20 protein-coding genes and 1 riboswitch are annotated in these 25,937 nt (G+C 41.6%); of the genes, 4 read left to right on the top strand and 16 right to left on the bottom strand.

Features of this window, described 5'->3' with window-relative positions; translation table 11 throughout:
• Positions 1 to 2: 2 nt before the first annotated feature.
• The 13 genes from NST59_RS02410 to NST59_RS02350 all read right to left on the bottom strand — a co-directional run bounded on the left by NST59_RS02410 (position 3) and on the right by NST59_RS02350 (position 18,638).
• The gene (locus NST59_RS02410; protein ID WP_144490930.1) at positions 3 to 449 is read right to left on the bottom strand and encodes a toxin-antitoxin system YwqK family antitoxin; all 447 of its coding nucleotides are present in this window, start codon (positions 447 to 449) and stop codon (positions 3 to 5) included.
• On the bottom strand, positions 439 to 2,145 hold the full coding sequence (locus NST59_RS02405; protein ID WP_247544591.1) for a T7SS effector LXG polymorphic toxin: 1,707 nt from the start codon (positions 2,143 to 2,145) through the stop codon (positions 439 to 441). The genes NST59_RS02410 and NST59_RS02405 overlap by 11 nt, the downstream gene beginning before the upstream one ends.
• A gap of 216 nt (positions 2,146 to 2,361) precedes the next feature.
• Entirely contained in the window at positions 2,362 to 4,083 is a 1,722-nt protein-coding gene (locus NST59_RS02400; RefSeq protein WP_059376054.1) for a pyruvate oxidase, read from the bottom strand.
• Positions 4,084 to 4,150: 67 nt separating this feature from the next.
• Entirely contained in the window at positions 4,151 to 5,977 is a 1,827-nt protein-coding gene (locus tag NST59_RS02395; RefSeq protein WP_039176669.1) for an APC family permease, read from the bottom strand.
• A gap of 112 nt (positions 5,978 to 6,089) precedes the next feature.
• Positions 6,090 to 6,234, bottom strand: a riboswitch (cyclic di-AMP (ydaO/yuaA leader).
• Between the two features lie 69 nt (positions 6,235 to 6,303).
• Positions 6,304 to 8,391 (bottom strand): cellulose biosynthesis cyclic di-GMP-binding regulatory protein BcsB, encoded by a 2,088-nt coding sequence (locus tag NST59_RS02390; RefSeq protein ID WP_144490746.1) that lies wholly within the window; start codon positions 8,389 to 8,391, stop codon positions 6,304 to 6,306.
• Between the two features lie 4 nt (positions 8,392 to 8,395).
• Positions 8,396 to 9,619, bottom strand: a complete 1,224-nt coding sequence (locus NST59_RS02385) for a glycosyltransferase family 2 protein (RefSeq protein WP_376765047.1) — start codon at positions 9,617 to 9,619, stop codon at positions 8,396 to 8,398.
• 37 nt (positions 9,620 to 9,656) lie between these two features.
• Positions 9,657 to 11,369 (bottom strand): DUF2334 domain-containing protein, encoded by a 1,713-nt coding sequence (locus NST59_RS02380; protein ID WP_126682228.1) that lies wholly within the window; start codon positions 11,367 to 11,369, stop codon positions 9,657 to 9,659.
• A complete protein-coding gene (locus NST59_RS02375) occupies positions 11,359 to 12,210 on the bottom strand; it encodes a GGDEF domain-containing protein (RefSeq protein WP_126682227.1) in 852 nt (283 codons plus the stop codon). Before NST59_RS02375 ends, NST59_RS02380 begins: the two co-directional genes overlap by 11 nt.
• A complete protein-coding gene (locus NST59_RS02370) occupies positions 12,191 to 13,273 on the bottom strand; it encodes a glycosyl hydrolase family 8 (protein WP_058837358.1) in 1,083 nt (360 codons plus the stop codon). Before NST59_RS02370 ends, NST59_RS02375 begins: the two co-directional genes overlap by 20 nt.
• A gap of 196 nt (positions 13,274 to 13,469) precedes the next feature.
• Entirely contained in the window at positions 13,470 to 15,656 is a 2,187-nt protein-coding gene (locus tag NST59_RS02365) for a DNA topoisomerase III (protein WP_144490744.1), read from the bottom strand.
• A 72-nt stretch (positions 15,657 to 15,728) separates the two neighbouring features.
• Positions 15,729 to 16,784, bottom strand: a complete 1,056-nt coding sequence (locus NST59_RS02360; protein WP_341039941.1) for a tartrate dehydrogenase — start codon at positions 16,782 to 16,784, stop codon at positions 15,729 to 15,731.
• Positions 16,785 to 16,881: 97 nt separating this feature from the next.
• The gene (locus NST59_RS02355; RefSeq protein ID WP_058837356.1) at positions 16,882 to 17,814 is read right to left on the bottom strand and encodes a DMT family transporter; all 933 of its coding nucleotides are present in this window, start codon (positions 17,812 to 17,814) and stop codon (positions 16,882 to 16,884) included.
• The gene (locus NST59_RS02350) at positions 17,811 to 18,638 is read right to left on the bottom strand and encodes an AraC family ligand binding domain-containing protein (RefSeq protein ID WP_058837355.1); all 828 of its coding nucleotides are present in this window, start codon (positions 18,636 to 18,638) and stop codon (positions 17,811 to 17,813) included. The genes NST59_RS02355 and NST59_RS02350 overlap by 4 nt, the downstream gene beginning before the upstream one ends.
• Positions 18,639 to 18,792: 154 nt before the next feature.
• Between NST59_RS02350 and NST59_RS02345 the strand changes: the two genes are divergently transcribed.
• Both NST59_RS02345 and NST59_RS02340 read left to right on the top strand, forming a co-directional pair.
• On the top strand, positions 18,793 to 19,467 hold the full coding sequence (locus tag NST59_RS02345) for a GntR family transcriptional regulator (RefSeq protein WP_039182989.1): 675 nt from the start codon (positions 18,793 to 18,795) through the stop codon (positions 19,465 to 19,467).
• Positions 19,468 to 19,596: 129 nt separating this feature from the next.
• Positions 19,597 to 19,893 (top strand): DUF3817 domain-containing protein, encoded by a 297-nt coding sequence (locus NST59_RS02340; RefSeq protein ID WP_008347156.1) that lies wholly within the window; start codon positions 19,597 to 19,599, stop codon positions 19,891 to 19,893.
• Positions 19,894 to 20,122: 229 nt separating this feature from the next.
• On the opposite strand, the gene NST59_RS02335 is transcribed toward NST59_RS02340, so the two are convergent.
• Positions 20,123 to 22,372, bottom strand: a complete 2,250-nt coding sequence (locus tag NST59_RS02335) for a hypothetical protein (RefSeq protein WP_341039939.1) — start codon at positions 22,370 to 22,372, stop codon at positions 20,123 to 20,125.
• A gap of 390 nt (positions 22,373 to 22,762) precedes the next feature.
• Here NST59_RS02335 and NST59_RS02330 point away from each other — a divergent pair, with 390 nt between their 5' ends.
• Entirely contained in the window at positions 22,763 to 22,945 is a 183-nt protein-coding gene (locus NST59_RS02330) for a hypothetical protein (protein WP_041089145.1), read from the top strand.
• 620 nt (positions 22,946 to 23,565) lie between these two features.
• On the opposite strand, the gene NST59_RS02325 is transcribed toward NST59_RS02330, so the two are convergent.
• Both NST59_RS02325 and NST59_RS02320 read right to left on the bottom strand, forming a co-directional pair.
• A complete protein-coding gene (locus NST59_RS02325) occupies positions 23,566 to 23,988 on the bottom strand; it encodes a pyridoxamine 5'-phosphate oxidase family protein (protein WP_039176603.1) in 423 nt (140 codons plus the stop codon).
• 293 nt (positions 23,989 to 24,281) lie between these two features.
• Positions 24,282 to 25,151, bottom strand: coding sequence for an SDR family oxidoreductase (locus tag NST59_RS02320; RefSeq protein ID WP_024425561.1), 870 nt, complete (start codon positions 25,149 to 25,151; stop codon positions 24,282 to 24,284).
• A gap of 129 nt (positions 25,152 to 25,280) precedes the next feature.
• Between NST59_RS02320 and NST59_RS02315 the strand changes: the two genes are divergently transcribed.
• Positions 25,281 to 25,919: a class I SAM-dependent methyltransferase gene (locus tag NST59_RS02315; protein WP_228280297.1), complete on the top strand. Its 639-nt coding sequence runs from the start codon at positions 25,281 to 25,283 to the stop codon at positions 25,917 to 25,919.
• Positions 25,920 to 25,937: the final 18 nt, after the last annotated feature.

Below are 25,937 nucleotides of genomic sequence, written 5' to 3'. Positions count from 1 at the left end.
GATTAGCTGTTGAATTTTTCGGCATATTTCAAATCGGATTCATTAGGTTCTGCCTTTTTCTCTACAATATTTTCACTTTCATCATACTTTATATAAGTCATCTCTCGACCAGCAACACATTCAGATTCATACTTTTTATTTCCATTTTCAAAAAACTCAACTTGATAGCCGTCGGCTGCATTTTTACTCATATGACCTATTTTCTTAACATTTCCATTTGAATAGAATTCAACATACTTTCCTTGTTTAACTCCTTGTTCAACATAGAAATAACTCTCAATATTCCCATTTTCATATATATCATATGCTAATCCCGTAAACAGCTCTTCTTTACCATCCTCGGTAATTTCCACTATTGCTAGTTCGTAAGGGCCTCCATATTCTAAACATTCTTCAAACTCAGTGCCATTCTCTAAAATAAAATCTTTTTGCAATATATCATTTAACATTTTTAGGAACCTCCGTGATAATTTTAGATCCATCTGTAAGATAAGCACAATGAGGACACCTTGGAAACATCATTCCAGCCGGTTTCACTCTACTCTGACCTGTCCTAACAACATTCAAAATAAAATTATCCAAACTAGCACCTGGATTAGCCTTTAAGGCCTTATTCAAGGCGATCACTTCTGCATGTGACCCCGCACCTTTTGTATATGTGTATGAATCTATAACCTCTTTTGGCATTCTATCATATTTGGCATTTATTAAGGGATGGAAATCTGGTAACTTTCCATCATAATCATTTATTGCATACGAATATTTTCCAGTCTGCTTATCATAAACTCCAGCAAAGGCAGGACCCATTTTCTTCTTGCTAATGCCAGTTTCTTTTAATTTATTTAGTTCTTTCACCGTTTCTCCGCGTAAATTAATTCTTTCATTTAATTCTTTTGAATCGATCTTTCCATATTTATTTCTCAAATAATCAATTCGACTTTTCGTGTTCTCTTTAACCCCCATCTTCCCATGAAACCCTTTCGCCCCAAACGGCAAAAGCATTCCTAGCGCCGCATTCATACTTGCTTCCTGCTGTTCTTTCGAGATCTTATTTCCAAACATATCGCGGCCTGTGATTGCTTCGCTGAAGCCGTTGGTGGCGGTGAGGCCATATAAACCTTTTTGAGATGTTTTCAGGGCGTCAAAGGATTTTTGTGATGTCTTGTAAATGTCGACTGCTCTTACTGCGGCTGATGTGGCTTGGGTGGTTTTATAGACAGCCTTTCCGCCTTTGAAAATGCGGCCTGCCCAGCCGACGATTGGGATGTAGCCTGCTGCTGCCATGCCGCCTGCGGCGACTCGCTGGCCTGCGGTGAGTTCCTCGCCCGTGATTGGATCAACGCCTGTTGCGGCACGTTTTGCATCGTTCACGCCGGTCAGTTCATTGACGATATTTCCACCGTAATCGAGCGCTTTTTCATACCAAGGACGGTTGGCGAGGGCTTCTTGTTCTTTTGCAATCTCGCGGGCTTCTTCTTGTTCTTTTTTGATTTTCAGATATTCAGAAGTTTGCTTTTCAATATCGCTTTTTGCCTTGTAGATTTCGCTATTTTGATACGCTTTCTTATCAAAATTCATAGGCGAAATCGCTTTTCCATCATTTGTCGCATTCATCATTTCAGCGTACAATGCCATTGTAGCTTGCTGCTCTGTCTCTGACAAAGCATATTCATCTTTTAAATTTTGATCAAGCTCTCTTAAATCTTTGACTGTCTTTTTTCGTTCATCTTCCGCATCTTCTATTTTTTCATCAAAGGTTTGACTATCAAATACTTCTAGAGAAATGAGATCATCAATGTCTTGAAAAATCGTTTTGAGTGCCTTTTTTTGATCCTTTACAATGCTTTTGGCATTCTTGATGCCCATATGTACTGCGTTGTCTAAAAAGTGTTCTTCTACAAAGGTATCGCCGCCAAAGCTCGTATCATCAAGTGTCCCAGAAACACCGTCATGAAAGGCTTTTTGCTTATCAATGAAGCTGATAAACATGTCTACATTTCCGGAGAGCTCTTTATAAAAGCTTTTAATGTTATCGGCACCTTTCCCAGTGAAGTCGTCACCAAGATTGGCAACACCTTGTAATGCCTTTTTTAAATCTACCATTTGTTCACGGAGTTCCTGATAGTGTTTTGCTCTTGTGTCCATGGCACTTGTTAGTGCTTTTGCATCAAGTATCTTCCCCAGAAGAAGTCACTCCCTCCATTATTGATCATAAAGTCTATTTTACCTTTCTCAGCGAATTGGAAAAATAGGCTTTAAGTTACAAAAATAATTAGGAAATAAAACAAGTGATAATTGAAATGTTTTTCCTTTCATCACAAAAAAGTCAGTCCTCTTTTGAGAGGACCGACTACATTTTGTTTAGAAAAAGCGTTTTAAACTTTTCTTGAGTGGAGGGATATCCAGCTCGCCTTTTTCAAAGAATTTTTTCAGTAAGTACTTACTAAAACCGGCTGCTTGTGTGTACGTAATTTTTCCAGGTAACGGCGGTTCATTGGTGACAGCAACATCAATAATGACAGGTTTATCTGATTGAAGAGCTGTATCAAAGGCTGGAGCTAGTTCTTCATGTGATGACACGGAGATTCCTTTGCCGCCACATGCTTCTGCAAACTTAGCAAAATCAATATCTTCTAGCTCTATACCATAATTGATGTTTCCTTTTACTTGTTGTTCATATTCAATCATTCCAAGATTGTTGTTGTTTAAAATCACCACAACGATTGGCAGTTTATATTTGACCGCTGTCACAAAGTCTTGCATAACCATTGTGAAGCCACCATCGCCACAGACAGCAATCGCTTGGCGATTCGGTTCATTTAACTTAGCAGAGATAGCACCAGGCAAACCACAGCCCATTGTGGCAAGCCAGCTGGAGATGATGAAATCCTGCTGTTTCATTTCAAAATGGCGTGCCATCCATACGGTCACATTCCCTACATCAACAGAAAGAATGGCGTCGTCTTCTACTGCTTCTTCTAATCTAGCAATGACTTGCTGAGGTTTAAGCGGTGATGTAGCAACGGATTTTTCCTTATCCATTTCTTCTCGCCATTTCATCATATGCTCAGTACAAGCTTCAAGGAAACCACGCTGCTCTTTATATTCAATGTAGGAGGTCAGTTCATGCAAACCACTCTTGCTGTCACTCACGATTCCTACGTCTACCGGATATCTTTTACCGATTTGATCTGGCTTAATATCCAGTTGAATGGCAGGTGTGTTCTCTGGTAAGTAGTCTCTATATGGAAAGGAAGTTCCAAGCATAATTAAGAGATCACACTCTTCCATCGCTTCATATGCTGGCTTCGTTCCGATTTGACCTAGGTTTCCTAAAAAATATGGGTGCCTGTCTGGCACAACACCTTTTGCAGGAAGTGTGATGACAATAGGCGCAGCAGCCTTTTCTGCAAATGAAAGAAGCTCTTCTTTTGCATTTCGTAATCCTTTACCTGCTAAGATGACTGGCTTCTTCGCATTGTTAATTAGCTGTGCTGCCTTTAGCAGTTGATCTTTCTTTGGCCGTACTTCTCCCTCAACATAAAGAGGAGATGTATAAACAGGCTTACGCTTAATTTTTTGAGAAAATAAGTCATCCGATACGGTGAGAACTGCCACACCTTTGTGAGTATAAGCTGCTTTAATGGCTTGATTCAATAAATCAGGCAGAGCTTCTGCTGTTTGTACCTGCTGATTAAAGACAGCAACATCGTCAAACATCCGCTCTAATTTGATTTCTTGAAAGGCATCTCTCCCTACTTCCGTTGACGCAACCTGCCCTGCAATTGCTAAAACGGGTGCGCCATCTGCTTTTGCATCGTATAGTCCATTTAATAAGTGGACAGCACCCGGTCCAGCGATGGATAAACAGACACCGAGCTTACCTGTTAGTTTGGCATCAGCCGCCGCTGAAAGTGCCGCCACTTCTTCATGTCTCGTTTGTATAAATTGTATTTGGCTGGATTCGTGCCTAAGCTCTTCAATTAATTCGTTTATGCTGTCGCCGGGCATTCCATAGATATGTTTTACGCCCCACTCTTCCAGTAGCGCTGTTACTTCTTTTCCTGCGGTTCTTTGCGGCATGTGAGAAAACTCCTTTTTTCTTACTCCATACCACCGCACCCTTTTGATCAAACGTTTCAACTTGCTGCTACTTTTTAAAATGATATGGAAGGGTGGCGACCACAATATCCCGCTTCCATAACAGACGGAATCTTAATAAAAAGGCAGATTGGTTATGCAAGATCGTGTGCCATCTTTTTTTCGGGATAAATTGAGGTACGAGCACCATCACTTTATATTGATGCGCATTTGCTTTTGCCTCAACCGTTTCAAGAAATTTATCGAGCGGATGAATAAGACTTCGATAAGACGAATGCAGCATCACAAGCCGCACACCGCTGTTCAGTTTTTCCCAATCTGCTTCAATTTTCTTATCTTTTTCTTTATCAAAGGATACATGAACTGCTATGACTTGCTCTGATAAGGATTTTGCATATTGAACAGATTGCTCAACGACACGTGTTACACCGGCAATTGGCACAATGACCACATTCCCTTTAATCTCAACAGGCTCTGCTTCATTCATTAAACGCAGTTGTTCTCCGACAGACAAGTAATGCTTTTTAATGGAATGAAAGATGAATAGCACAATTGGCATGAAAACAAATACTGGCCATACAAGATGAAACTTGGTCAAAATAAGAATCATGAGAACCGTGAAGGAAATCAGTGCTCCGACTATATTAATAGGCATTTTCGTTTTCCAGCCCTGCGGTTTTTCACGAATCCATTTCACACACATACCTGTCTGTGACAAGGTAAATGGAATAAATACACCGACAGCATATAGCGGGATAAGGTGTTCCGTTTTCCCATCAAACAACCAAATGAGCAGCATGGAAGCTACACCTAAAAAGATAATGCCATTAGAGTAACCGAGACGATCCCCTCTTACTGTAAACATGCGCGGCATATATTTATCCTTTGCTAAGTTGACCGCCAATAAAGGAAAGGCGGAGAAGCCGGTGTTTGCCGCTAATATCAAGATTAAAGCTGTGACAGCCTGAATGACATAATAGAAAAATGTACGTCCAAATGTATCTGATGCAATTTGTGATACAACTGTTTCTTCTGGCTTTGGTGAGATGCCAAAACCAAACGCAAGCAATGTCACGCCAACAAATAATACAGCTAGTAAGCCACCCATCATCAATAATGTTCTCGCTGCATTTTGTGCAGCTGGTTTTTTAAAGGATGGAATGGTATTTGAAATGGCTTCTACTCCAGTCAGTGCAGAACAGCCAGACGAAAATGCTTTTAATAAAAGAAATAATGTAATGCCAGGTACGTGTGTACCTATTGCAGTATGCTCAGGTGCTGGAGGAACGCCTCCTGTTAATAATTTAAAGCCCCCGACTCCAATTAATATAAGGAGTGATATGACAAACAAGTATACGGGATAAGCCAAAATAGATGCTGATTCTGTCAATCCACGAAGGTTGAGCACCATAATCAAGATGACCAATACAATTGAAATCAGCACATGATATGGATATAGTGCCGGAAAAGCTGATGTGATGGCATCGGTACCCGCTGATATGCTCACTGCTACAGTCAAAATATAATCTACAAGCAATGATCCGCCAGCGATCAGTCCTGGCTTTTCACCTAAGTTTCGGCTAGAGACGACATAGGCCCCCCCGCCTTCTGGATAAGCATAAATAATCTGGCGGTAAGATAGAATTAACGCCATTAAAAGAATTAATACACAACCTGCAATCGGGAGTGAGTACCAAAATGCTGCTGCACTAACGACTGAAAGAACAATCAAGATTTGTTCTGTACCGTATGCAACGGATGACAATGCGTCTGATGACAATAATGCCAACGCTTTGATTTTTGATAGTTTTTGTTCTCCTGCTGCCTGTGATTTTAATGGTTTCCCAATTAAAATACGCTTCATCAAACTGTACATGTGATGCCCGCTCCTTTAGTGTCAAACGATTTAAGTTACAAAAGATGGATCGCCAAAAAGACACAGAGGCAATAGAATGCCCCTGCGTCTATTGTTTAGATCACAGGTTGGTCTTTGCTCTCTTTAACGCTTACGAGGTTAGCTGACGGATTCGGGCGCATGAGACTTTGCCCTACCTAAAAAGGATTCACCCCACGTGGTGTCCTGCACCACTAATGGTTCCCCCGCTCATCGAAATGATTCAGCGATTGGTCTTTTATAAAAGAGATCATACTCCCGTTTGACACCAAAGTAAAGACATTTTTTCAAGGTCTTTTGATCGTTTATCAATCAGTCTTTTTGCGGTTTTTTCGCACAAAATAAATAATCATTCCGACCACAAAAATAATCAGCACAGCGATACATGCAAAATAAATCCAAGAATCACCGACGCCTTGCTTTTCACCTTTTTTGAGATCATTTGTTGTGCTGCTGACCGTTTGATGATTAGAGAACATGTCTTTGTTTTTGCTCTCGATGGCAACTGTTGCCGTTTCCGTATTTGTTTGCAGGAAATGAAGCACTTCATGTGAAAGATCAGCGTCAGCTGCATTCATTCCTGAAAAGACGGTCATTGTTTGCTCTTTGTTCCATACAGATGGCTGCGTCCATACAATACGAGCAGTCGTTTCGTTGATCATGCCAAAGGAGGATACATCATACTGATCCTTTGTCACAGGAACGATGAGATCGTCTGCCTTTTCTTTTAAAAGAGAGAACGTTTGAATGCCACCGATGAAAATAAGAGAGTGATTTTTCAATTGATCATTTGTCACATTTGATGCTTTGATCAATTGATATTGAGCAGCTTCCGGCTGACTAAATGATTCTGTCAGCATCGCCATTTGATTGATCGTTTCTTGCTTGATTTGATTTGGCATGATGATCAATGTTTTTCCTTGCTGTGTTTTTGATGTGAAAGGAAGCGGCCATGCAGCTAAATCCGGTGTATCACTAGCTGTCCCTTCTGGTATTTGAAGAGAGCTATTCTTATCAATGTAAATCCAGCTTTCTTCATCCGTATGTCTGCAGGACTCCACGTTTTTAAAGCCTGTAGTGACAAATTGCAAATTAATATATTCGTTCTTTTGGAGCACTTGTGAATCTACTGGAATTGACACATGATAGAATCCATTCTCATCTTTGTTTCCTAGTTTTGTTAACGGTACATCGTGTGGTTCATTATTAATCATGACTGTTAAGCGTTCCGCTTTGTTCGCTGTATCAGTTTTTTTAAATGATAGATTTAACTTTGCACCAGATTTTTGATTAGCGATCAATGCTTTCGGATAATAGTAATGATCCGATGCCGTCTTTTTGGTTCCAACCGTTACATCATCACCACCAAAATCTTTTAAACGAATTTGATGAGATGGTTTTGATGCTTTAGCAGTCACCTTTTGAAGCAGCAAATCTGTCCCAGTGAGCTGATCGGTCAGTTCTGGTTGAGTCAGGACATTGATTTTTTCAGCAATTGTCTTTGGCTGTTCAGCAGTGACAAATAAAATGGGCTGTTCTTTTTTCTTCCCAGTCAGTGTTCTCACTGCTAACGTAAGCTGGTTGCTTGCTGTTTTCATTTTCGCAGCTTGCTCGATCGATTTCACTCGTCCCTCCCAATTTCCTTTCGCTCCAACAGCAATCGTTGGATGCGCGATTTGCTTGAGGTCCTTTTCTTGGACGATTTTGAGGTCTGCTTGGCGGTCTTTGTTTTTCAACGTACGGTATACTTTCACAGCCGCTTCTAATTCAGCTGCTTCCGGTGAATTTGGAATCACAATATCTGTTTGTTCTTTCTGATCACCTGTTTGAATGAAAGGTGAAGGGAAGCTGTCTAACGTCACGTCTGTCGTTTGAGTTCCTTTGAAATCCAGCTCACTTTCAGGATATACTTTCAGCCAATTGGCAGGTGTCTCTTGGTTGATACACACACCTTCTTTTAACACGCCATAAAATGCGAGCTGAATCCGATGAGAACCTTTTTTCAATTGCGATTTGTTCAATTTGATTTGAATCGATTTCTTTTGGTTTTTCCCTGATACGGGAATGGTCTTTTCAATCTCTCCATCAATCATGACTGTGAACGATGATGGCGAAATGAGTAATGGTGATGCCTCTATATTCAATGTAAGGGTGCTAGACTCTACTTTTTCTTTCTCTATTTGATAGGAAAATTCAGTGCGGTCTTCTTGTCCATACAAGGTCACTACATCTTCTGATAATGCTTGCGTTTCTGTTTGACTTCCTTTTGATGAGCGAATCCAGTCATCTTTCACTTGTACTCGATTTGATTGCGCCAGTGCTTGCCCCGCCATGAAAAAAGGCTGAATGGCAAGGGATATCACCAATGTAAAAATCATCCATTTTACCGATTTCAATTTGTCACCCGCTTTTCTTTTGTTGTTGATCGTAACGCTCGGTTTTGTACCATTTTACTTCTTGTTTGAATAAACGGCTCTTTGTCTCTACAAATAAAGAGTACACGACTAGCGCAATCCATACTTGAGAATAAGTGAAGTACATGAGCGCCACAATGAGTATATTTTGTTTGGTGAGCTCTGTTTTCTCAATGCTTAATGTAATCATCACTTCTGTTAGAAAGAGAAAGAAGGCCAATCCCCACAGGATCAGGGCAACAGCTCCTACAGATAAGTGAAGGTCAACAAATAGGTTCACGATAAAGATCCCATTTGAGAGCAGGACACCGAAGAAAAATAAGAAATACGTAAAGAAGAAATAAAACAAATCGAAAATCATTCGTTTTCGTTTCAGCTTCATAAACTGCTTTAAAAATTTGAGTACAACATATTGATTGCCTCGTGCCCAGCGCGTTCTTTGCCGCCACCAGACTTTCCACGTCTCAGGCTCTTGTTCCCAAGTGATCGCTGCCGGGAAAAATCGAATGACATAGCCAAGGTTATAGACACGAATCGTTAATTCGGTGTCCTCAGCCAGCGCATGAACATCCCAGCCACCAAGTTCTTCTAAAATATGGCGGCGGATGGCGAAGTTGGTGCCTGGTATTGTCGCAATGCTAAACCACTTCCATCTTCCGCCCTGCGCCATCCATTGGAAGCAGATGGTCTCAATATTAATAAATTTGGTCAGGAGATTTTTGGCTGCATTAATGACCCTGAATTTCCCGACAACAGCACCTGCCTTAGGGTCGTTCAATAAACCAAGAACCAAGTGATAGACGGCCTTTTGTTCAGGCATGTTATCTGCATCGTATACGCAGATGACTTCTCCTGTTGAAGCCTTTAAGCCTTCATTCAGTGCAGTGGATTTTCCCTTTCCGGCAAATGGCGGCTTTGTTTCAATCATATGGATATGATCATATTGCTCACTGAATGACCGCACGATGTCCCCAGTGCCATCGGAGGAATTGTCATTAATCACAATGATTTCAAGGAGATGTTTAGGGTAGGATAGCTGGACCATTGCTTTTAGCGTTTGCCGGATGACAACTTCTTCATTATGAGCAGGAATCAGAATGCTGACGGTCGGCAGCTCTTTCCCTTGTTTCGTCCATTCAGGCAGCACTTTTTCGTAGGTCAGGTAGTGCTGAAAGCCGCCCTGCATGAGAAACATGTGGTATAGGAGCATGATCCAAATCAGTATTAATGAAAGATAAAATAAGACATCAGCCACCTAGTTTTCTCTCCTTAAAAATTCGTTTTTTCATTGTCAGTCTTAAATACAATGTGTAAAAAGCAAATGCCGCAATAAACAGCATCACCACGACTGTGAGAATTCGCAGCATATTTTCCATGCCGCTTCGTTTGACTGTTTTGGTTTCTGCTCTATTGGATTGTTCTACTTGAATATGTCCATTCCCTGATGTTTTGATCTGCACATGTGATGTTTGGACCGTCTGTTTTGTTTTCTTTAAATCCAGCCATTCACTAGAAGGAATTGCATCCATCTGCGTCATCAGATTTTGCAGTCCATCTATTCCTGATTCCACATCATAGGACAGTCCGATTGCGGCTGATTGAAGATGCTGGATGGATTGAATCTTTTGCTCTGTTAAAATATTTGAACCTTCTTGGTCAGACGCCGGCTCTACTGATTGCTGAGGATATAAGGTCATGCCATGAAGCATAACGGGCTTCGTCACCAGCGGCGGAGCACCGGCTGTTTTCCACGTATGATCCGACAACTGTACCTGTCCAAACAGACTGGACATATGCCTTGATATCACATCGTAGCCTTGTTGGGATATGGCATCATGCGGCACCTCGAATGCCAGTGGATATAGACCTTGCTGCGCAAGAAGCTCAATGCCCTTTGTGATTTTTTCTTCTGTATAGATGATTTCTTGCTGCTGATTCGATCTCGTATAAGCATGGAAATCTTTTTCATTCGAAAAATGGCTTTCACTTTGCTTCTTCTCGGCTTTTTTTGGGTCATTTGACGTAATGGACTGATCATTCTTTGCATCCCAGAACTCAAAGTCCTGACCAGAATCCTCCGTTCGGTACGTACGGCTAAATCCATGAAGAATGATGCTGGCTCCATTGCTTTGCAATTGTTTTAACACTTTTACGAGCTGCGGGCGGTCACTCAGTGTCACTTCATCACCTGTTGTTCGATCCACCCATACAGGAGTTACCGCTATCAGAAACGGAATATGCCGAGTGGATACGTATTGTCCAAGCTCAAGCAGCTTCTTCTCGTCAGAGACAGGACTGATGTTCCCAAACCTTAAGTACTTTGTGGTCAGCTGATGAGAAGAAGACAGGCGTTTTTCCAGCACTTCTGCAAGCAGCTCGTTCTGCTGCACGACATTTAAGATACCAATATAGTCGGCCCCTTCCTTTGTTTGAATCACAAATGGAAGGTCAGCTTCATGCTTCTTCAATAAAAATTCACTTTGCAAGTCGGCCCCTTGAACCGTTAACGCACTGATACTTTTCTCTAGCTGACGGTAAGTTTGATCATCTGTATATTTGATTTGACTCGTGTGATCTTGTTTGTGAAAAGTAAGATTGGAGAATGGGCGAAGCTGTTCCGCATTGTATCCAATGGCTATTACCTTCTGTGCTTCATTCATCATACGAATGGTCTGTTTCGGTAAGGTTCTCTTTATTTCTCCTAGGTAGATGACTTGCTGAAATTCACTGATCTTCTTTTCAGCCAAATGTTCATCAGATACAATCGTCGTCTTTGTTGAAAAATGTCCGGCGAGTAGATCCAGCATATGCACTGCTGGTGTCGCTTCCCCCGATTCTGTCGAATAAACGATCAGGGTATCTGGCTTGGCAAGTGCGTCGGCTGAAGCCATGTATTTAAAAGAAAGAATCAAAAAAAGAGCAAGCAGCAAACAGCATTTCATCAAAGAATTAAAGTTCATTCATCATCATCTCTTTTTCTAGTTCTTGTAAAAATTGCTCTGGCGTACGATAATCCGAACTGCTTGTTAAATGACAGACATGAAAAGTCAGGGTGACTTCACGACCGTTTAACAGCACATGCTTTTGCAATTTATCTTTTAGCTTCTCAAGGACGACAGAGACATTCTCTTCTGGTGTGTGAGTAAGCAGCAAGCCTATTCGTTCTTCGGATAATCGAAATTTCTTATCCGTTTCTCTGACACTTTCGCGAATCTTGATACTTAATTGCTGAAATAGGTGCTGCATTTCTTTTTCTCCATATAACGATTTGAATTCCGCTGCATAATGGATATGAAGAAGGATAAAAACGAATGGCTGTTTGTAACGTTCTGCCCGTTTCATTTCCTCGGATAATTCCAGCTTCATCCGATCTGCATTGTCAAATCCAGTTGTCGAGTCAATCGCCACAAATTGTTTCATCGCCTGCTTTTGTTGTTCAATGGTGTGACGCATCGTCTTGATCCGCTCATGCAAGCTTCCTGCTGAAATCGCGAAAAAGAGAAGGGCTACGCCCCAAACCACCACATCCTGCAATGTTCGATTGGAAAAGAAAGGATTTGTGTGGCCAAGCTCTGTAAAGAACATAGCACTTCCTATAAAGAACAACATCAGCAAGGTAAAAATTAATGCTGGTAAGATGCCAAATAAAATCCCGCATCCTAACACGACAAAAGTCAGTGTGATCATCAAAAAGCTCTCTGCATCATGCAAGCCAAGGTAGCTCATAAACAAAATAAGACCTGCAAACGTGAGGAGCAGAGAATAATATAAACGATACGTATTACTGAATAACCGATTCATTAAAAAGCTCCCTTTCTGCAATGAGAGGCAATAAGTTGTCAAATGAGTGTGTGTCTTTTTCGTTCATGTATCCTCCATAATAATCCTTGAGAGGATCTTGAATTTGTAATTCTTTCATGCGGTCATAAACCTCTTTTGCGAATTCCGGTTCGTTTCGTTTAAGAGCATACAAGATGACCAGTGCATATACAGAAGGCGATTCATACGTCACCGATGGCTGCAATGTGCTCAGTTTATATCTACCGTACAGCTTTCCTTCTTTTTTAAAAGTCGTTTTCAGCCATTTCATGATCGCAGACGTACTCACCTTTGCACGATCGGCATGTAGAGCCGTATAGAGTTGATCAATCATATTGATTTCTCGATCAAATGAATAGGCTTTTTTCTTTATATCATAGGATTTAGGAAAGAATCCTTTTTTTCTCGGTGCTTGTTTTAGAATGGTCAATTGGTTACTCGTCATTTGTTTCGTGAATATTTTGAGGGATTCCAATTCTTTGATTGCTTTTGGGTCTAAATATGAGAGTGTGATTGTGTGTGAAGTTCGGTTTGTTGACGCATCATAATAATCGGACAAGATGCCTCTATACATATTCTTGTCTTTTAACGCTTGTGCGATTTCTTTTGCTGTGGTTTGATACGCTGCATTCTTCCATAAACGATCTGCCTTTTGAAGTGCCGCCACTACCCGTAAGTCATCAACTAGAGCATTGGCTTTACTTTTTTGATCAGATTCGATTTGCCAGCTGAGAAGGTGATCATCTAGTAAAAATTCATCTTGCAGGACACCAAATTGTTGGTCAAAAGAATTTTGATCTTTTTTTCGAACAAGATAATCCATCCAAAGTCCAAGCGACTCAGATAAGTAGATGTGCTGCTCTGCTAATGAAGTGCGAATCATGCCTTGATCTGTCATGAGGTGATGAGTGATAAAATATTCTCCAGGCAATACAGGCTGTGGAGATACTGGATCAGCTGATTCCTTCTGCTGTTCCCAGGTACATCCGCCTAATAAAAAAACAATGAGTAAAACAATAGCCGTGCGATGTATGGCTGTAACCATTCGTGTCCCCTTTCAACTCCCGTTCTCTTAGCATCCAACGATTTATTATAGAGTGTTTTTGTTAAAATTTAAATAAATATTTTATACCAAATTACGAGTCTTTTTGCATACATATTCCCATTTTCAGAAAAACCATATGCCGATATACTTGATTGCACAGAAAAACCCATGCATTTCAGCATGGGTTTATATACTACTATTGATCTAATTTTAATTTCTTTAATTGCTCAGCCAGTGCGTTATTGATTGGTTCTTCCACTTTCTTTTGTTTCTTCATATATTTTGACACATCGTGCTTACTGGCTTTCTTTTGATTGGATTGTGATTTGCGTTTTTCGAAAACAGACAGTTTTTCTCTATGGCCGCACACACAAGCAAAGATTTTGCCATCACCTTCTCCGCGCAGCTCGAGCTTTTTATGACAGTTCGGGCAGCGTGCGTTTGTTTTCTTCGCTACATTTTTACGGTGGCCGCATTCTCGGTCTTGGCACACGAGCATTGTGCCATGTTTTCCGTTCACTTTCAGCATAAGTTTTCCGCAGTCAGGACAATGGGTGCCAGTGACATTGTCATGCTTAAAGGTTTGATTCGTTTGTTTGATTTCAGATACGGCTTGTTTTGCATAGGACTTCATTTCACTCATGAATTGAGAAGCCTTCAGCTGTCCTTTTGCGATTTTAGAAAGCTTTTGTTCCCATTCCGCTGTTAACGCAGGTGACTTTAAGTCTTCAGGCACTAAGGAAAGCAGCTGTTTCCCTTTCGATGTGATGAAAATGTCTTTGCCCTTTTTCTCGATTAAGAAGCTGTTGAACAGTTTTTCAATGATATCGGCTCTTGTGGCCACTGTTCCTAGTCCGCCTGTTTCACCGAGGGTTTTCACTAAGTCCTTTTCCTGATTTTGCATAAATGCCGCTGGGTTCTCCATAGCAGATAGCAGAGTTGCTTCATTAAAACGGGCAGGAGGTTTCGTTTCTCCATTTGTTTCTTTCAGCTGGCGTACTTCAAGTGACTGCCCTTCTGAGAGCAGCGGCAGATGCTGATCTGCTTCGGCTGATTCCTCGTCTTCATAGGAATCATCATACACGGCTTTCCAGCCGGCTGATTGTACGGTTTTTCCTTTTGCCGTGAACGTTTCACTGCCTATCTTGGCAATCACCGTTGTTTCCTCGTATTCAAAAGGATTCATCAGTACAGCAAGGAATCGTTTGGCAATAAGATCATATAATTTACGCTCTTTATCACTTAGTGCACCAGGATACAGCTCTTCCTCGGTTGGAATGATCGCATGGTGATCTGACACTTTTGCATCGTTGACGAATCCTTTGTGCGCTTTCACGCCTGATTGTAAAATGCGGTTCACATGCTGTGCGTACGGTCTGACGTTCATTCCTTTTAAACGATCTTTTAATGTAGGAACGATATCCGCTGAAATAAATCTTGAATCTGTACGCGGATATGTCACAAGCTTATGCTGCTCATACAATCGCTGAAGCGTAGACAAGGTTTCTTTTGCTGAGAAGCCGTAGCGTTTATGTGCATCACGCTGCAATTCAGTCAGGTCATACAGCCCTGGAGCAAAAGCTTTTTTCGCTGTTTTTTTCAATGCATCGATCACTGCTGGTTTTCCTTTGCAGCCTGCCAAACGCTCTTTTATGACATTCTCTTGGAATGTGCGGTTTTGCTTTGTTTTGGCATCCTGCCATGTCAACGTAAGCCCATCTACTTGTGCAGTCATTCCATAGAACGGCTTCGGCTGAAATTGCTGAATGTCTTCTTCTCGTTTATTGATCATGGCAATCGTTGGTGTTTGTACCCGTCCGCAGGAAAGCTGTGCATTGAACTTGGTCGTCAGCGCTCTTGTTGCGTTGATCCCTACAATCCAGTCTGCCTCTGCACGTGCAACAGCCGAGCGATACAGATTATCATATTCTCTGCCATCTTTTAATCGTTTGAAGCCTTCTTGGATGGCTTTGTCCGTAACAGATGAGATCCATAGTCGTTTCAGTGGCTTTTTCACATGCGCTTTTTCAAGAATCCATCTTGCGACTAGCTCCCCTTCACGTCCAGCATCTGTTGCGATGACAATGTCTTTTACATCTTTTCTTGCAAGCTGCGCTTTCACTGCTTGAAATTGTTTGCCTGTCTTTTTCATGACGACAAGCTTGAGCGGCTCTGGAATGATCGGCAAATCCTCTAAACGCCAGGATTGAAATTCTTTTCCGTAGCCTTCTGGATCAGCCAGTGTGACCAAATGGCCAAGAGCCCACGTCACAATGTATTGATCTCCTTCTAAAAAACCATTTCCTTTTTTATGACACTTCAGTACACGTGCTAAGTCACGTCCTACTGAAGGTTTCTCTGCTAATACAACTGTTTTTGACACTAGATTTCACATCTCTTTCTTCTATCCATCCTTTTATTATAGCAGACGTGGAGATGCGGTTCTAATGACGGATTATTTCTTCAAGCGCTTGATGATTTCGTTGGTGATTTCTTGTGTTTGATAGGCTCCGCCGATGTCTGCTGTTAAAAAGCCGTCTGCTGTGACTGACTCGATGATTTCGAGGAGGTGTGTGCCCAGTTCTTCTTCTCCGAAATGATCAAGCATGAGTTTAGCCGTCCAAATTTGACCGATTGGGTTGGCAATCCCTTTTCCTGCAATGTCTGGGGCTGATCCGTGTACAGGCTCAAACATAGACGGATATTTGCCATTCACATTGATGTTGGCGGCAGGCGCCACGCCAATACTTCCCATAATGGCAGCTCCAAGATCAGTTAAAATATCACCAAATAAATTACTGGCGACAATCACATCAAATTTCTCAGGTCTTGTCACAAAGAAGGCTGAGAGTGCATCAATGTGCTGTGAGTCTGCTGTCACCTCTGGATAATCCTTTGCTACGTCTTGAAACACTTCATCCCAAAATGGCATTGTATGAACGATTCCATTCGATTTGGTTGCACTTGTCATATGCTTTCTTCTCTTTTTTGCTAATTGAAAGGCAAAACGCATGGCTCGCTCTGTCCCTTTTCTGGAGAAAACAGCATTTTGAATGGCAAGCTGATCTTCTCCTTGATAGATACGGCCCCCAATTTCACTATATTCACCTTCACCGTTTTCTCTTACAACAAGAAGATCGAAATCCTTTGGCTGAGCAAGCGGTGAGCGAATTCCGCTCAGCTGTTTTGCAGGTCTAACGTTGATCACCTGCTCAAATTCACGTCTAATTTTAATGAGCAATCCCCAAAGTGATACATGATCCGGCACTAAATTGGCATCTCCGACGGCCCCTAAGAAAATGCTGTCAAAGGCTTTTAGTTGTTCCAATCCATCCTTTGGCATCATTTCGCCATGCTCTAAATAATATTCACAGCTCCACGGAAAATCCTGAAAGGTGAAAGACAGACCGCCATGCACCTCTGATATCGCTTTCAAAACTCGGATGGCTTCAGGCACAACTTCCTTTCCAACTCCGTCTCCTGGTATCGCTGCAATTGAAACATGCTTCATTGATTTTTCCCCCTTTGTCATCGGTCGACCGTCGACCGTTTAATTTGAGTTTACTAAAGAGTGCCTGTTCTTACAATGGACAAAAGACGCTTTTTGATCAAAGCGCCTTTTTATCCTGCACCAGTATCGGGGACTTCTGTTTCTTTCTTCCCGCACCTTTTTTATCTGAAAGCAGCAAACCTCCTAAGGTCAGTACCGTTCCTAGTGCCGACATGAAGGTCAGACTCTCGTGAAGAACGATCATTGAAATGATCATCGTGATAATGGGCACTCCATAAATATACACACTTGATTTCACCACACCGATCGTCTTCACGGAAAAGCTCCATGTCAGAAAACAAATAGCTGATGCAAAGACGCCTAAAAACAGCAAGTGGAAGGCAAACGATGGATTCGTGAACCGCTCCCAGTCTAAACGAATCTTAAAATGCCAGATCAGCGGAATCATCCATAGCAGCCCGTAAAAGAAGACACGTCTTGTCACCTGAATAATATGGTAGCCATATTGATTGATCATTTTCGATAAAATGGAATAAAATGCCCAGACGATGGTAGCCATAAATGCTAAAGCATCACCGAGCGGATTCAATTGGAACGTCGTCATCCCATTAAAGCTAATCAGTACAATTCCTATCATCGCGATGAAAAAGCCTATGAAAAAGCGGCTGTGCAGCGGCTCATCTTTTAATAAAAAATAAGACAATAGAAAAGAGAAAAATGGGACAACGGAGCTGATGACACCTGCATTCGAAGCGAACGTATAGGTAAGTGCAACATTTTCCAAAAAATAGTATAAGACCACACCGCATAACCCTGCGAGCGCAAACATCCCTTCATGCTTTCTACGCTGTACCTTCATGGTGACTGGATAAATGATCATCAGGGTAAGGTACCCAAGGAAAAAACGAAAAAATAAAATCTCTGTTGGAGAAAAAGCCGTTAATAATATTTTGGTTGATATAAAGGTAGATCCCCATAAAAAAATGGTGAACATGGCTGCTAGATGACCAAGAAGCTGTTTATTTTTCATTTTGCTGTTACCTGCTTTTCAAAAATTTGCTGATACTGCCCTGGCGTAAGCCCAATAAATTCCGAAAAGAAATGAGTCAAATGACTTTGATCAGAAAATCCAGCGGCAGCAGCTACATCTATTGGCTTCATTCCTTGGGCGAGAAGCTCCTTCGCATAGTTCACCCTGATTGTCTGTAAATAACGATACGGCGTAATTCCTCTGAACTTTGTAAAAGCACGCAGCAATGAATATTTGTTCATGGACACGAGCTCACCTAAGTCATCTAACGATATATTTTCCGTGAGATGTGTTTCAATATATTGCTGTACGTCTTGGACTTTTTGTTCATTGGCATTGGCATTGGCTGCTGATGCTTTTTCCTCTGGTATATCAGAATAGGTTTCGATCAACTGCTTCATCAAAAAGTAAAAGGCTTCCTGTTTATTCAAAGCAGGAGCTTCTTCTGTGATCATTTGATGAAGATCATATAATTGCTTTGCTAGTTCACTTTGTGAAACCACAGGGGCTTTAAAATGCGGCTTGTGCTGAAAGATCTTCTCCAGCAACTCTGGTTCAATATTTAAGCTGCGATAATCTAGCGGCTTGTGATCAAATTGTTCACATCCGTGATTATCGTACGGATTGAAAAGAAGGATATCTCCTTTTCCAATGATGTATTCTTGATTTTGGCAGAACATACGTCTTTGACCGCCTTCAATAAATCCAATCACATAGTATGTATGAAAATGTTTTGGGAACTTTTTGATGATGGCATGAAAGCGATACGCCTCTATTTGCAAGTCCTGGTCAAAATGGACTGTTCGTTCCTCTAATGTTCTCATGTCGATCCCCTCTTTTCACTGAACTCATCATTAGTGTAGCACACCCTTTTTCTCTTGGATTGTACGATATTGACTTTTCGATGCAGGCTTGCCTAGAGGGAAAAACTTGGATAACATGAGACAAAAGATGATGTACAAAAGAGGGAATGATGGGATGAATTCATTCGAGATGGAAAGACCAACACCGTATCACATGCAATTTTATGAACAGCTGAAGCAAATGATTTTTGATGGCCAGTTTCAGCCAGGAGAGCGCATCAATGAAACACAGCTTGCCAAGCAATTTGGCGTAAGCCGTTCACCTGTAAGAGAGGCGATGAGGCTGTTAGAAAAAGACGAGCTTTTAATCGCGGATCATCGATCAGGCTATTCAGTCTATACGTTAACAGAAAAAGATGTCGAGGAGCTCTATCAAATTCGGGTGGCCTTAGAAACACTTGCTGTTGAGCTTGCCTGTAAGGAAGCCACGCAAAGAGAAATGGATGAAATTGAGCAGGTTCTCACGGAGGCGGACGAAGCGATCAAGCAGGAGCTGCCATCTAAAGAGATCGTCCAGTTACATGAATCCTTTCATCAAAAAATCATTTTGGCGAGTCACAATGACCGTTTATCCAAACAATTGAATCACGTGAATGCACTCATTCACTATTGCCGCATTTTCCATTTTAGCGGCGGGGCTCGTGCTGAAACCATTCAAAGAGAGCATGCAGCGATCTATTCTGAAATAAAAAAGCGCCGCTCCACAGAAGCGGTTCAAGCAATGACTGAGCATTTATTACATGATGTGATGCACTTAAAGCAAGTACTCTCTGAAACAAACAAACAGTAAAGGACTTTTCCCATTTTTTAAGCAATCCATGAACATATTTTGAATTTTTCGTAGATTTCAGCATGTCCAGACGATCTTTCGTTTATATTAGAAGATGAGAAACTAGCTTTTATACAGGAGGATTTGTATATGCATACAAGTATTAGCCGTCTGCGACAGGCGGGTTTTATTGAGGGTATGTCTCTTTTAACCCTTCTTTTAATTGCCATGCCTCTAAAATATTTTGCGGATATTCCGATGGCAGTCACCATTGTAGGCTCTCTTCACGGCGCATTGTTTGTCATCTATATGCTCATTTTGGCATATGTGACATTTAAAGTTCGCTGGCATTTGAAATGGTCCATCGCCGGTTTTTTTGCGGCATTCATTCCTTTCGGCAATTTCGCCTACGATAAGGTGCTCCGCCAATATGATACAAAAGCTTAATAGAAAAAGCGTTCCTAAAAGGAACGCTTCAGATTGTTGACAAAGGGCTAAAATGATTTTGATTTTAGCCCTTTGTCTTCTTTTCAGCGTGATAGAAAACCTTTGCAGTCTAGGAAGGACGGCTACCTTTGCGGAGCAAATTTGACATTCGTGAGCACCGAAGCGCAGACCTGACAACGAATGCGAGGGTTTGTCTACACGCTGAAGCGTTCCTAAAAGGAACGCTTTTTTATATTGATGCATATTTCACAATGGCTGCTTGACGCGTCATATCGTGATATGCCACCCATAATTCATCACCAGGCAAGACACTGGTGATTGGATCGATTGGCTGTTTCACTTCATACATCATGCCATTTCTCTCAACTTGAATGATTGCTAACGGCAGATTGCCGATGACGCCAGCAAATTCGACATTGGTCACTTTTGCACTTCCTTGTTTCTCTTGCATAAGGCTCATTTCTCTATCCAGCTCTTCTTTCTTTGTCTGGATCGTGATTTGAGTGCCCACTGCGACCTGCATATGATCAGGGATAAACTGGCTGACCGTTTTGGTAATGGACTGATCTCCGTTTGACACTGTCACATCCAGCTGAATAGGCTTTTGTTCATGGATGGCAATTGGATATTGCTTCACACGCTGGATGGTTCCAGTTAACGTTATATCTTTCCCCGATCGATTCCGAACTTCATAGCCATAGGCAGCCATTTTCAGCTGGCCATTGATGTCGACGAGATCGGCTTTTTCTCCTGTTCTAAATTCAAAACCAGCGGCTTGAATCATCGGAATGATATACGTTTTCTGATCTAATTCAAATGTGAGTGATAAGACGGTGCCCCGTCCTACGGTTCCATATGATTCTATATTTCTTAAAACAGCGCCTTTGATGAACTTTGGCTCACTTGGCTGCGAGACGTCACCCTCTTTTAAAAGCATTGCCTTTTGCTTCTTCGGATCATAGTGAATGGCAATAGGCTGGCCTGGCTGTGGTATCTGGGTGTAGGATACAACCGTTTTAACCGTCTTTTCTATACTTTGCCCCTCATATTCAAATTGAAGCCGCATGCTGACAACTGGCTGTTCGTTGATATAGGTGCCCGTTTCTTTCACGGACACAATATAGGCTTGTAATGTGACACTGTCCTTTATCTTGTTTCTTCTCACCAGTCTCAAAATCGGCGGCAGGAAGATCGCTAGCACAAATAATAACAGTGGGATCAAGATCCATATCGCCCAGTTGAGAATGAGCGGTCCGCCCTTCATTACATATTGCATAAAGGTATCAACAGACGTTTGGTGGGCTGGACTGGCGTTTTCAATTGAGATGACCTTTTGCAAAGGAAATTCCTTTAGCTCTTTGCTTTTCGTCTCAAATGCACCCGTTAATTGATTGTCAAATGAATAATAGAGCCAATCGCTCTTCACATTTTTATTGAAAGAGAGCCCTTCTCTTTGTAAAGATTCATATGAAAGCGACTGCAAAAGCTTGCTGGCAGACGTCGCCTTATTCGTGCGATGGTTATAAATATAACCAGTCAGTTTGCCTTTTGCTTCGTCCTTTGCTGTAGAGCCTGCAATCAACACTTCTTCCTCATTAAGCTGGTACACATACGTTTGGTAAATTGGTTTTGGTGTTGGAACGACTTCTCCAAGTCTTCCTTCTGCATTCACTTTCCTTGCCCTTTTTGGATATTCCGATTCCACGGCGACAGCAAAGTTTTGTGATGATCCGATCGTTTTTTGCAGCCTCTGCTCAACTGTATCTTCCACAAGGCTGAACGGTTCAGCGTTTTTGGAGACATAAACCCCAAGCTGATGCTTCTCGTTTGAGATTCCGCTGACATACGCCTTCTGGTCATTTTTCAAAGTTACTTCAAATATAGGAATTGGCGTCTGTCCTCTAAAGGAATTCATGACAACATCCATGGAGACGGGTCTTGCTGGCAGCTTTAGCTCGTTCAGATTATGCATATGAAACTGACCGTTCTTTAGCTCACCGATGACTGCAGCGGCACCGTCCATTTCTCCTGTAAATACAAGTCGTCCATTCCATTGGTATGTATTCGTTTTTAAAAATGAGGGAATCTGCAGGTTATTTTGAACGAGCTCTTTCTTTTCTCCGCTTGGTGTTAATTTCTCAATCAACAGCTGCCCGTCTTTATTTTTTAAAGCCAGCAAGAGATTGTTTCCTTGAATGGATGGCAGCATTTCATTAAACGAATCACTTTCTGTGGTCCATTCACTCATTCTTTTTCCTGATTGAGGATCAACCATTGCAAAATGGAGCTGCTGGTCTTTTGATACAGCACTCACCACTCGTTTGCCTTCATCAAATGTGAACATTCCTTTGACGTTATTCTCTGTTACTTTCCCATCTGACAAATCATCTTGATAATGATTCCACACCAAGACACTGAGAATGATTGCTGGAATAAAGAAGACAATATATCTGAGGAAGATGACTGGTATTCTTTTCACTTGATCGCTTCCTTTCATGAGGTTCCTTTAACTTATACGTCAGTACAGCGAAAATGTTTCACGCTAGAAGAATACCATCAAAGCCTCTGAAATCCATATTTTACAAACTTTGTTGTTTACGATAAAATCCAATCAGATTCAAAAAAGGAGTTCTCTCATTGGATAAGCTATCATCAATCATTCTAGCGGCGTGGCTGCGTGTCCCTCGCTGGTTCAAGCAATGGGTACTCGTATCCATTTCCATTTTCTTTTTTTATATGTGTTTTGTAAAGGGGCTGACTAGCTGGCACACCTTGCCGCCTAGCACTTTGCTCTCATGTGTGATAGGTTCCTTCATCATTTGGCTGATGTGGCTTAAGGGTCAAAAAAATAAGTGAAAAGAGGAAAAAGATGAAAAAATTAATTCTATATTTTGCGATCTCTTTTGTTCTGCAATTCGTTTGGTTTGGTCTTGTGCACCCAAATAGAGGCGTGACACTGCTGGATATGTTCATGTTTTCTATTTTGTTTGCAGTGATGTTCTTTTTTATTGAACGGATTTGGCGGTATCAGAAGAAAGGGCAAAGAAAATGATCATGAAGCCCGCTTTATTCACTCTGATCATCTGTGCATTCATCGGTCTGCTGCTAGTATCGAACCCTTTTGGAGCGGACGCTATGCGATTGGTTTGTATCTTCATCTTCCCTTTTCTTGGGCTCGTTGGTTTTGGGGTCCTCTTGTTTGACCAAATGAAAAAGGCTGCCAAATAGATGGCAGCCTGTTGCTTACTCTTTTCATGCAAATAAATAATCAATGTTTAATCTCCGTTACGGAGTGTATGAATTAAGATTCGATCATATCAGTGTGTCATATGTGTTCCGAGTGAACCTACGTTTGAAAGTAAACGCCATGGAAGTTCTGGATAACAAGACAACGAAAGCCCTACCTCTCATTCGTCCTTACGGCTCCGAAGCCGTGCCAGTGTGAATTGTAAATCAAAACGTCTTTTTTCCATTCTTCCGCTTATATAGGGGGGCGGGTGCAGAAGGAAAAGAATAAGTTTGTTCGCTTTGACAGCGTCTCGTTCTTATCAAGTAGAAGCTCTATTGCTTCTCATTGTGTCATAGAAAAAAGAAAGTTTACTTTCTTTATTTATTTGCTTATTTCAACACTTAATATCAAACTATAACACATTCCCCCTGATTACGCAAGTGTTAAAGTGATAATTCTGCTGGTGTACGGCTTCCTTCATTCATATAACGAATGGAGGTTGGATCAATTTTCAGAATCACTAGATTCGGGTCATCTTTTCCTTTAAACCATTTCTCCATCTCATCAGACCAAAGGCGGTCGATCAGTTCCGGATCATCGGTTAATGTTGCGGTACCTGCAATTTCTGCATAAGTATCACCAAATCCTTCGCCTGAATATCCAATGAGAATATGAACATTTGGATTTTTTTCAATTTCATCTGCTTTATGTGTTTCTTTACTCGTTGGTGTATATAACGTCAGATCTTCATGGAAAAACGTCATGTAGCGAGTATGCGGCTTATCCTGTTCAACAGTCGCCAATGTTCCGACCTTTTGTTCATCTAATAGGTTTAATACCTTCTGTTTTAATTCTTCTTGAGACATATCATTTCACTCCTTCAAAATTTCATCCGTATTCTTAGGTTTCCACGACGGCCCATTCATTAAACAAAGAAATGTGTTTTTCATAAAAAGAGACCTTCTGGCTGATGCTATAGAAAACAGGTTCAATGAAGGGAGAAGTTGAACATGCATCATGAAACGATGTTCCATTTGAGTTCACTTGTCATTGCGGCAGTTGTTGTGGGCATTATCGTATGGTCTGTCACATCTGTGCAAAAGAATCGCAAGAAATACTAAAAACACCGCCCAATCAAAGCTGGGCGGTGCCGCGTAGATCATGTATTCATAAAGGAACCGCCATTGACGTGAAGTGTCTGTCCTGTCATATAAGACGATTCGTCAGAAGCCAGCAGCACAAAGCAGCCGACATGCTCTACAGGCTGTCCTGGTCTTCCCATCGGGGTTTCTGCCCCGAAGCTTTCCACACTGTCTTCATCAAATGTAGATGGAATGAGCGGTGTCCAAATTGGACCTGGCGCTACACCGTTTACCCGAATCCCATCTTTCACAAGTGATTGTGCCATAGAACGCGTAAAGCCGTTAATTGCTCCTTTTGTCGCCGTATAATCAATCAGCACTGGGTTACCTCGATATGGGTTAATTGATGTTGTGTTAATAATGGAGCTTCCCGGTTTTAAATAATCCAGTGCCTTTTTCGTAAAATAGAAATAGGAATAGAAGTTGGTTCTAAAGGTTTGGTGAAGCTGTTCACTTGAAATATCTTGAATACGTTCTTGCGGATGCTGTTCAGCCGCATTATTTACTAAAATATCTAATTGTCCAAAGGCTTCAACTGTTTTTTCTACTGCTTTCTCGCAAAAGGCTTCGTCACCGACATCTCCTGCAATCGTTAAGCATTTGACGCCTTCCTGTTCTACACGTTTTTGCGTATCTTCTGCATCCTCATGTTCATTTAAATACACAATGGCGACATGTGCTCCTTCTTTTGCATAGGCAACAGATACTGCCCGTCCGATTCCACTATCTCCGCCTGTAATCAGTGCCACTTTTCCTTTTAGCTTGCCAGAACCTTGATATGATTCATCCTCAAAGATCGGCGCTGGATTCATTTCTCTTTCACTGCCTGGCTGCTGATCCTGCGTTTGGCGCGGAATGCCATTTGTTAAATATTCACGTAAATCCATGTGTAAGCTCCTCCTTGATTTGTTGATGTATCCTTTCATTACCACCTCATTTTTCCACTCAAACATCATGAAGCTGTACAGATGTGTTCCCGAAAATCAACATGTTTGAATAGGAGAAAAATCGGTTACATGATCATCAAAAAGGAGCGTTCTCACATGCTGTCTACCATTTCAAAAACTTTTAGCAGACCAAAAGGCTGGCTCGGAAGCATCGCTGGATTCATTATGGCAAATGAAAATAAATCATTGAATCAGTGGGCCATCCGCCACTTAGATCTGACAGATGGTGAAAACATTTTGGAGATTGGCTATGGACCCGGCTACAGCATCAAACATATGCTCAAGCATTATCAAGATCTTCACATTGATGGGCTGGATGCTTCTTCAACCATGCAGGAGCAAGCACAGTCCCGCGTCAGCAAACGAGCAAAAGACAAACAGGTCCGATTGTATGTCGGAAAAATCGAGAAAACACGCCTTCCCGGAGAGCAGTATGACAAAGTGCTGTCTGTTAACAATTTTACAATTTGGGATGATCCAAAGACGGGCTTACTCAATCTTTACCACACCTTGAAACCAGGCGGAACACTCGTTATTGTCATGCAGCCAAGAGAAAAAGGAGCTGACGCCAACCGGACAAAAGAGATGGGTGAAAGCATATTAAATGACATGCAGTTTGCAGGGTTTGACCCATTTTCTATTGAGTATGAAGAAATTCGTCCTACCCTTGCTGTCTGTGTCACAGCAAAAAAGCCGAGAAGCGACTAAGCTCTCGGCCTTTTTCTT

The organism is Bacillus sp. FSL R5-0439 (assembly GCF_038008805.1).
Lineage (GTDB): Bacteria > Bacillota > Bacilli > Bacillales > Bacillaceae > Bacillus > Bacillus safensis.
This window is presented reverse-complemented; position numbering and strand designations above follow the sequence as displayed.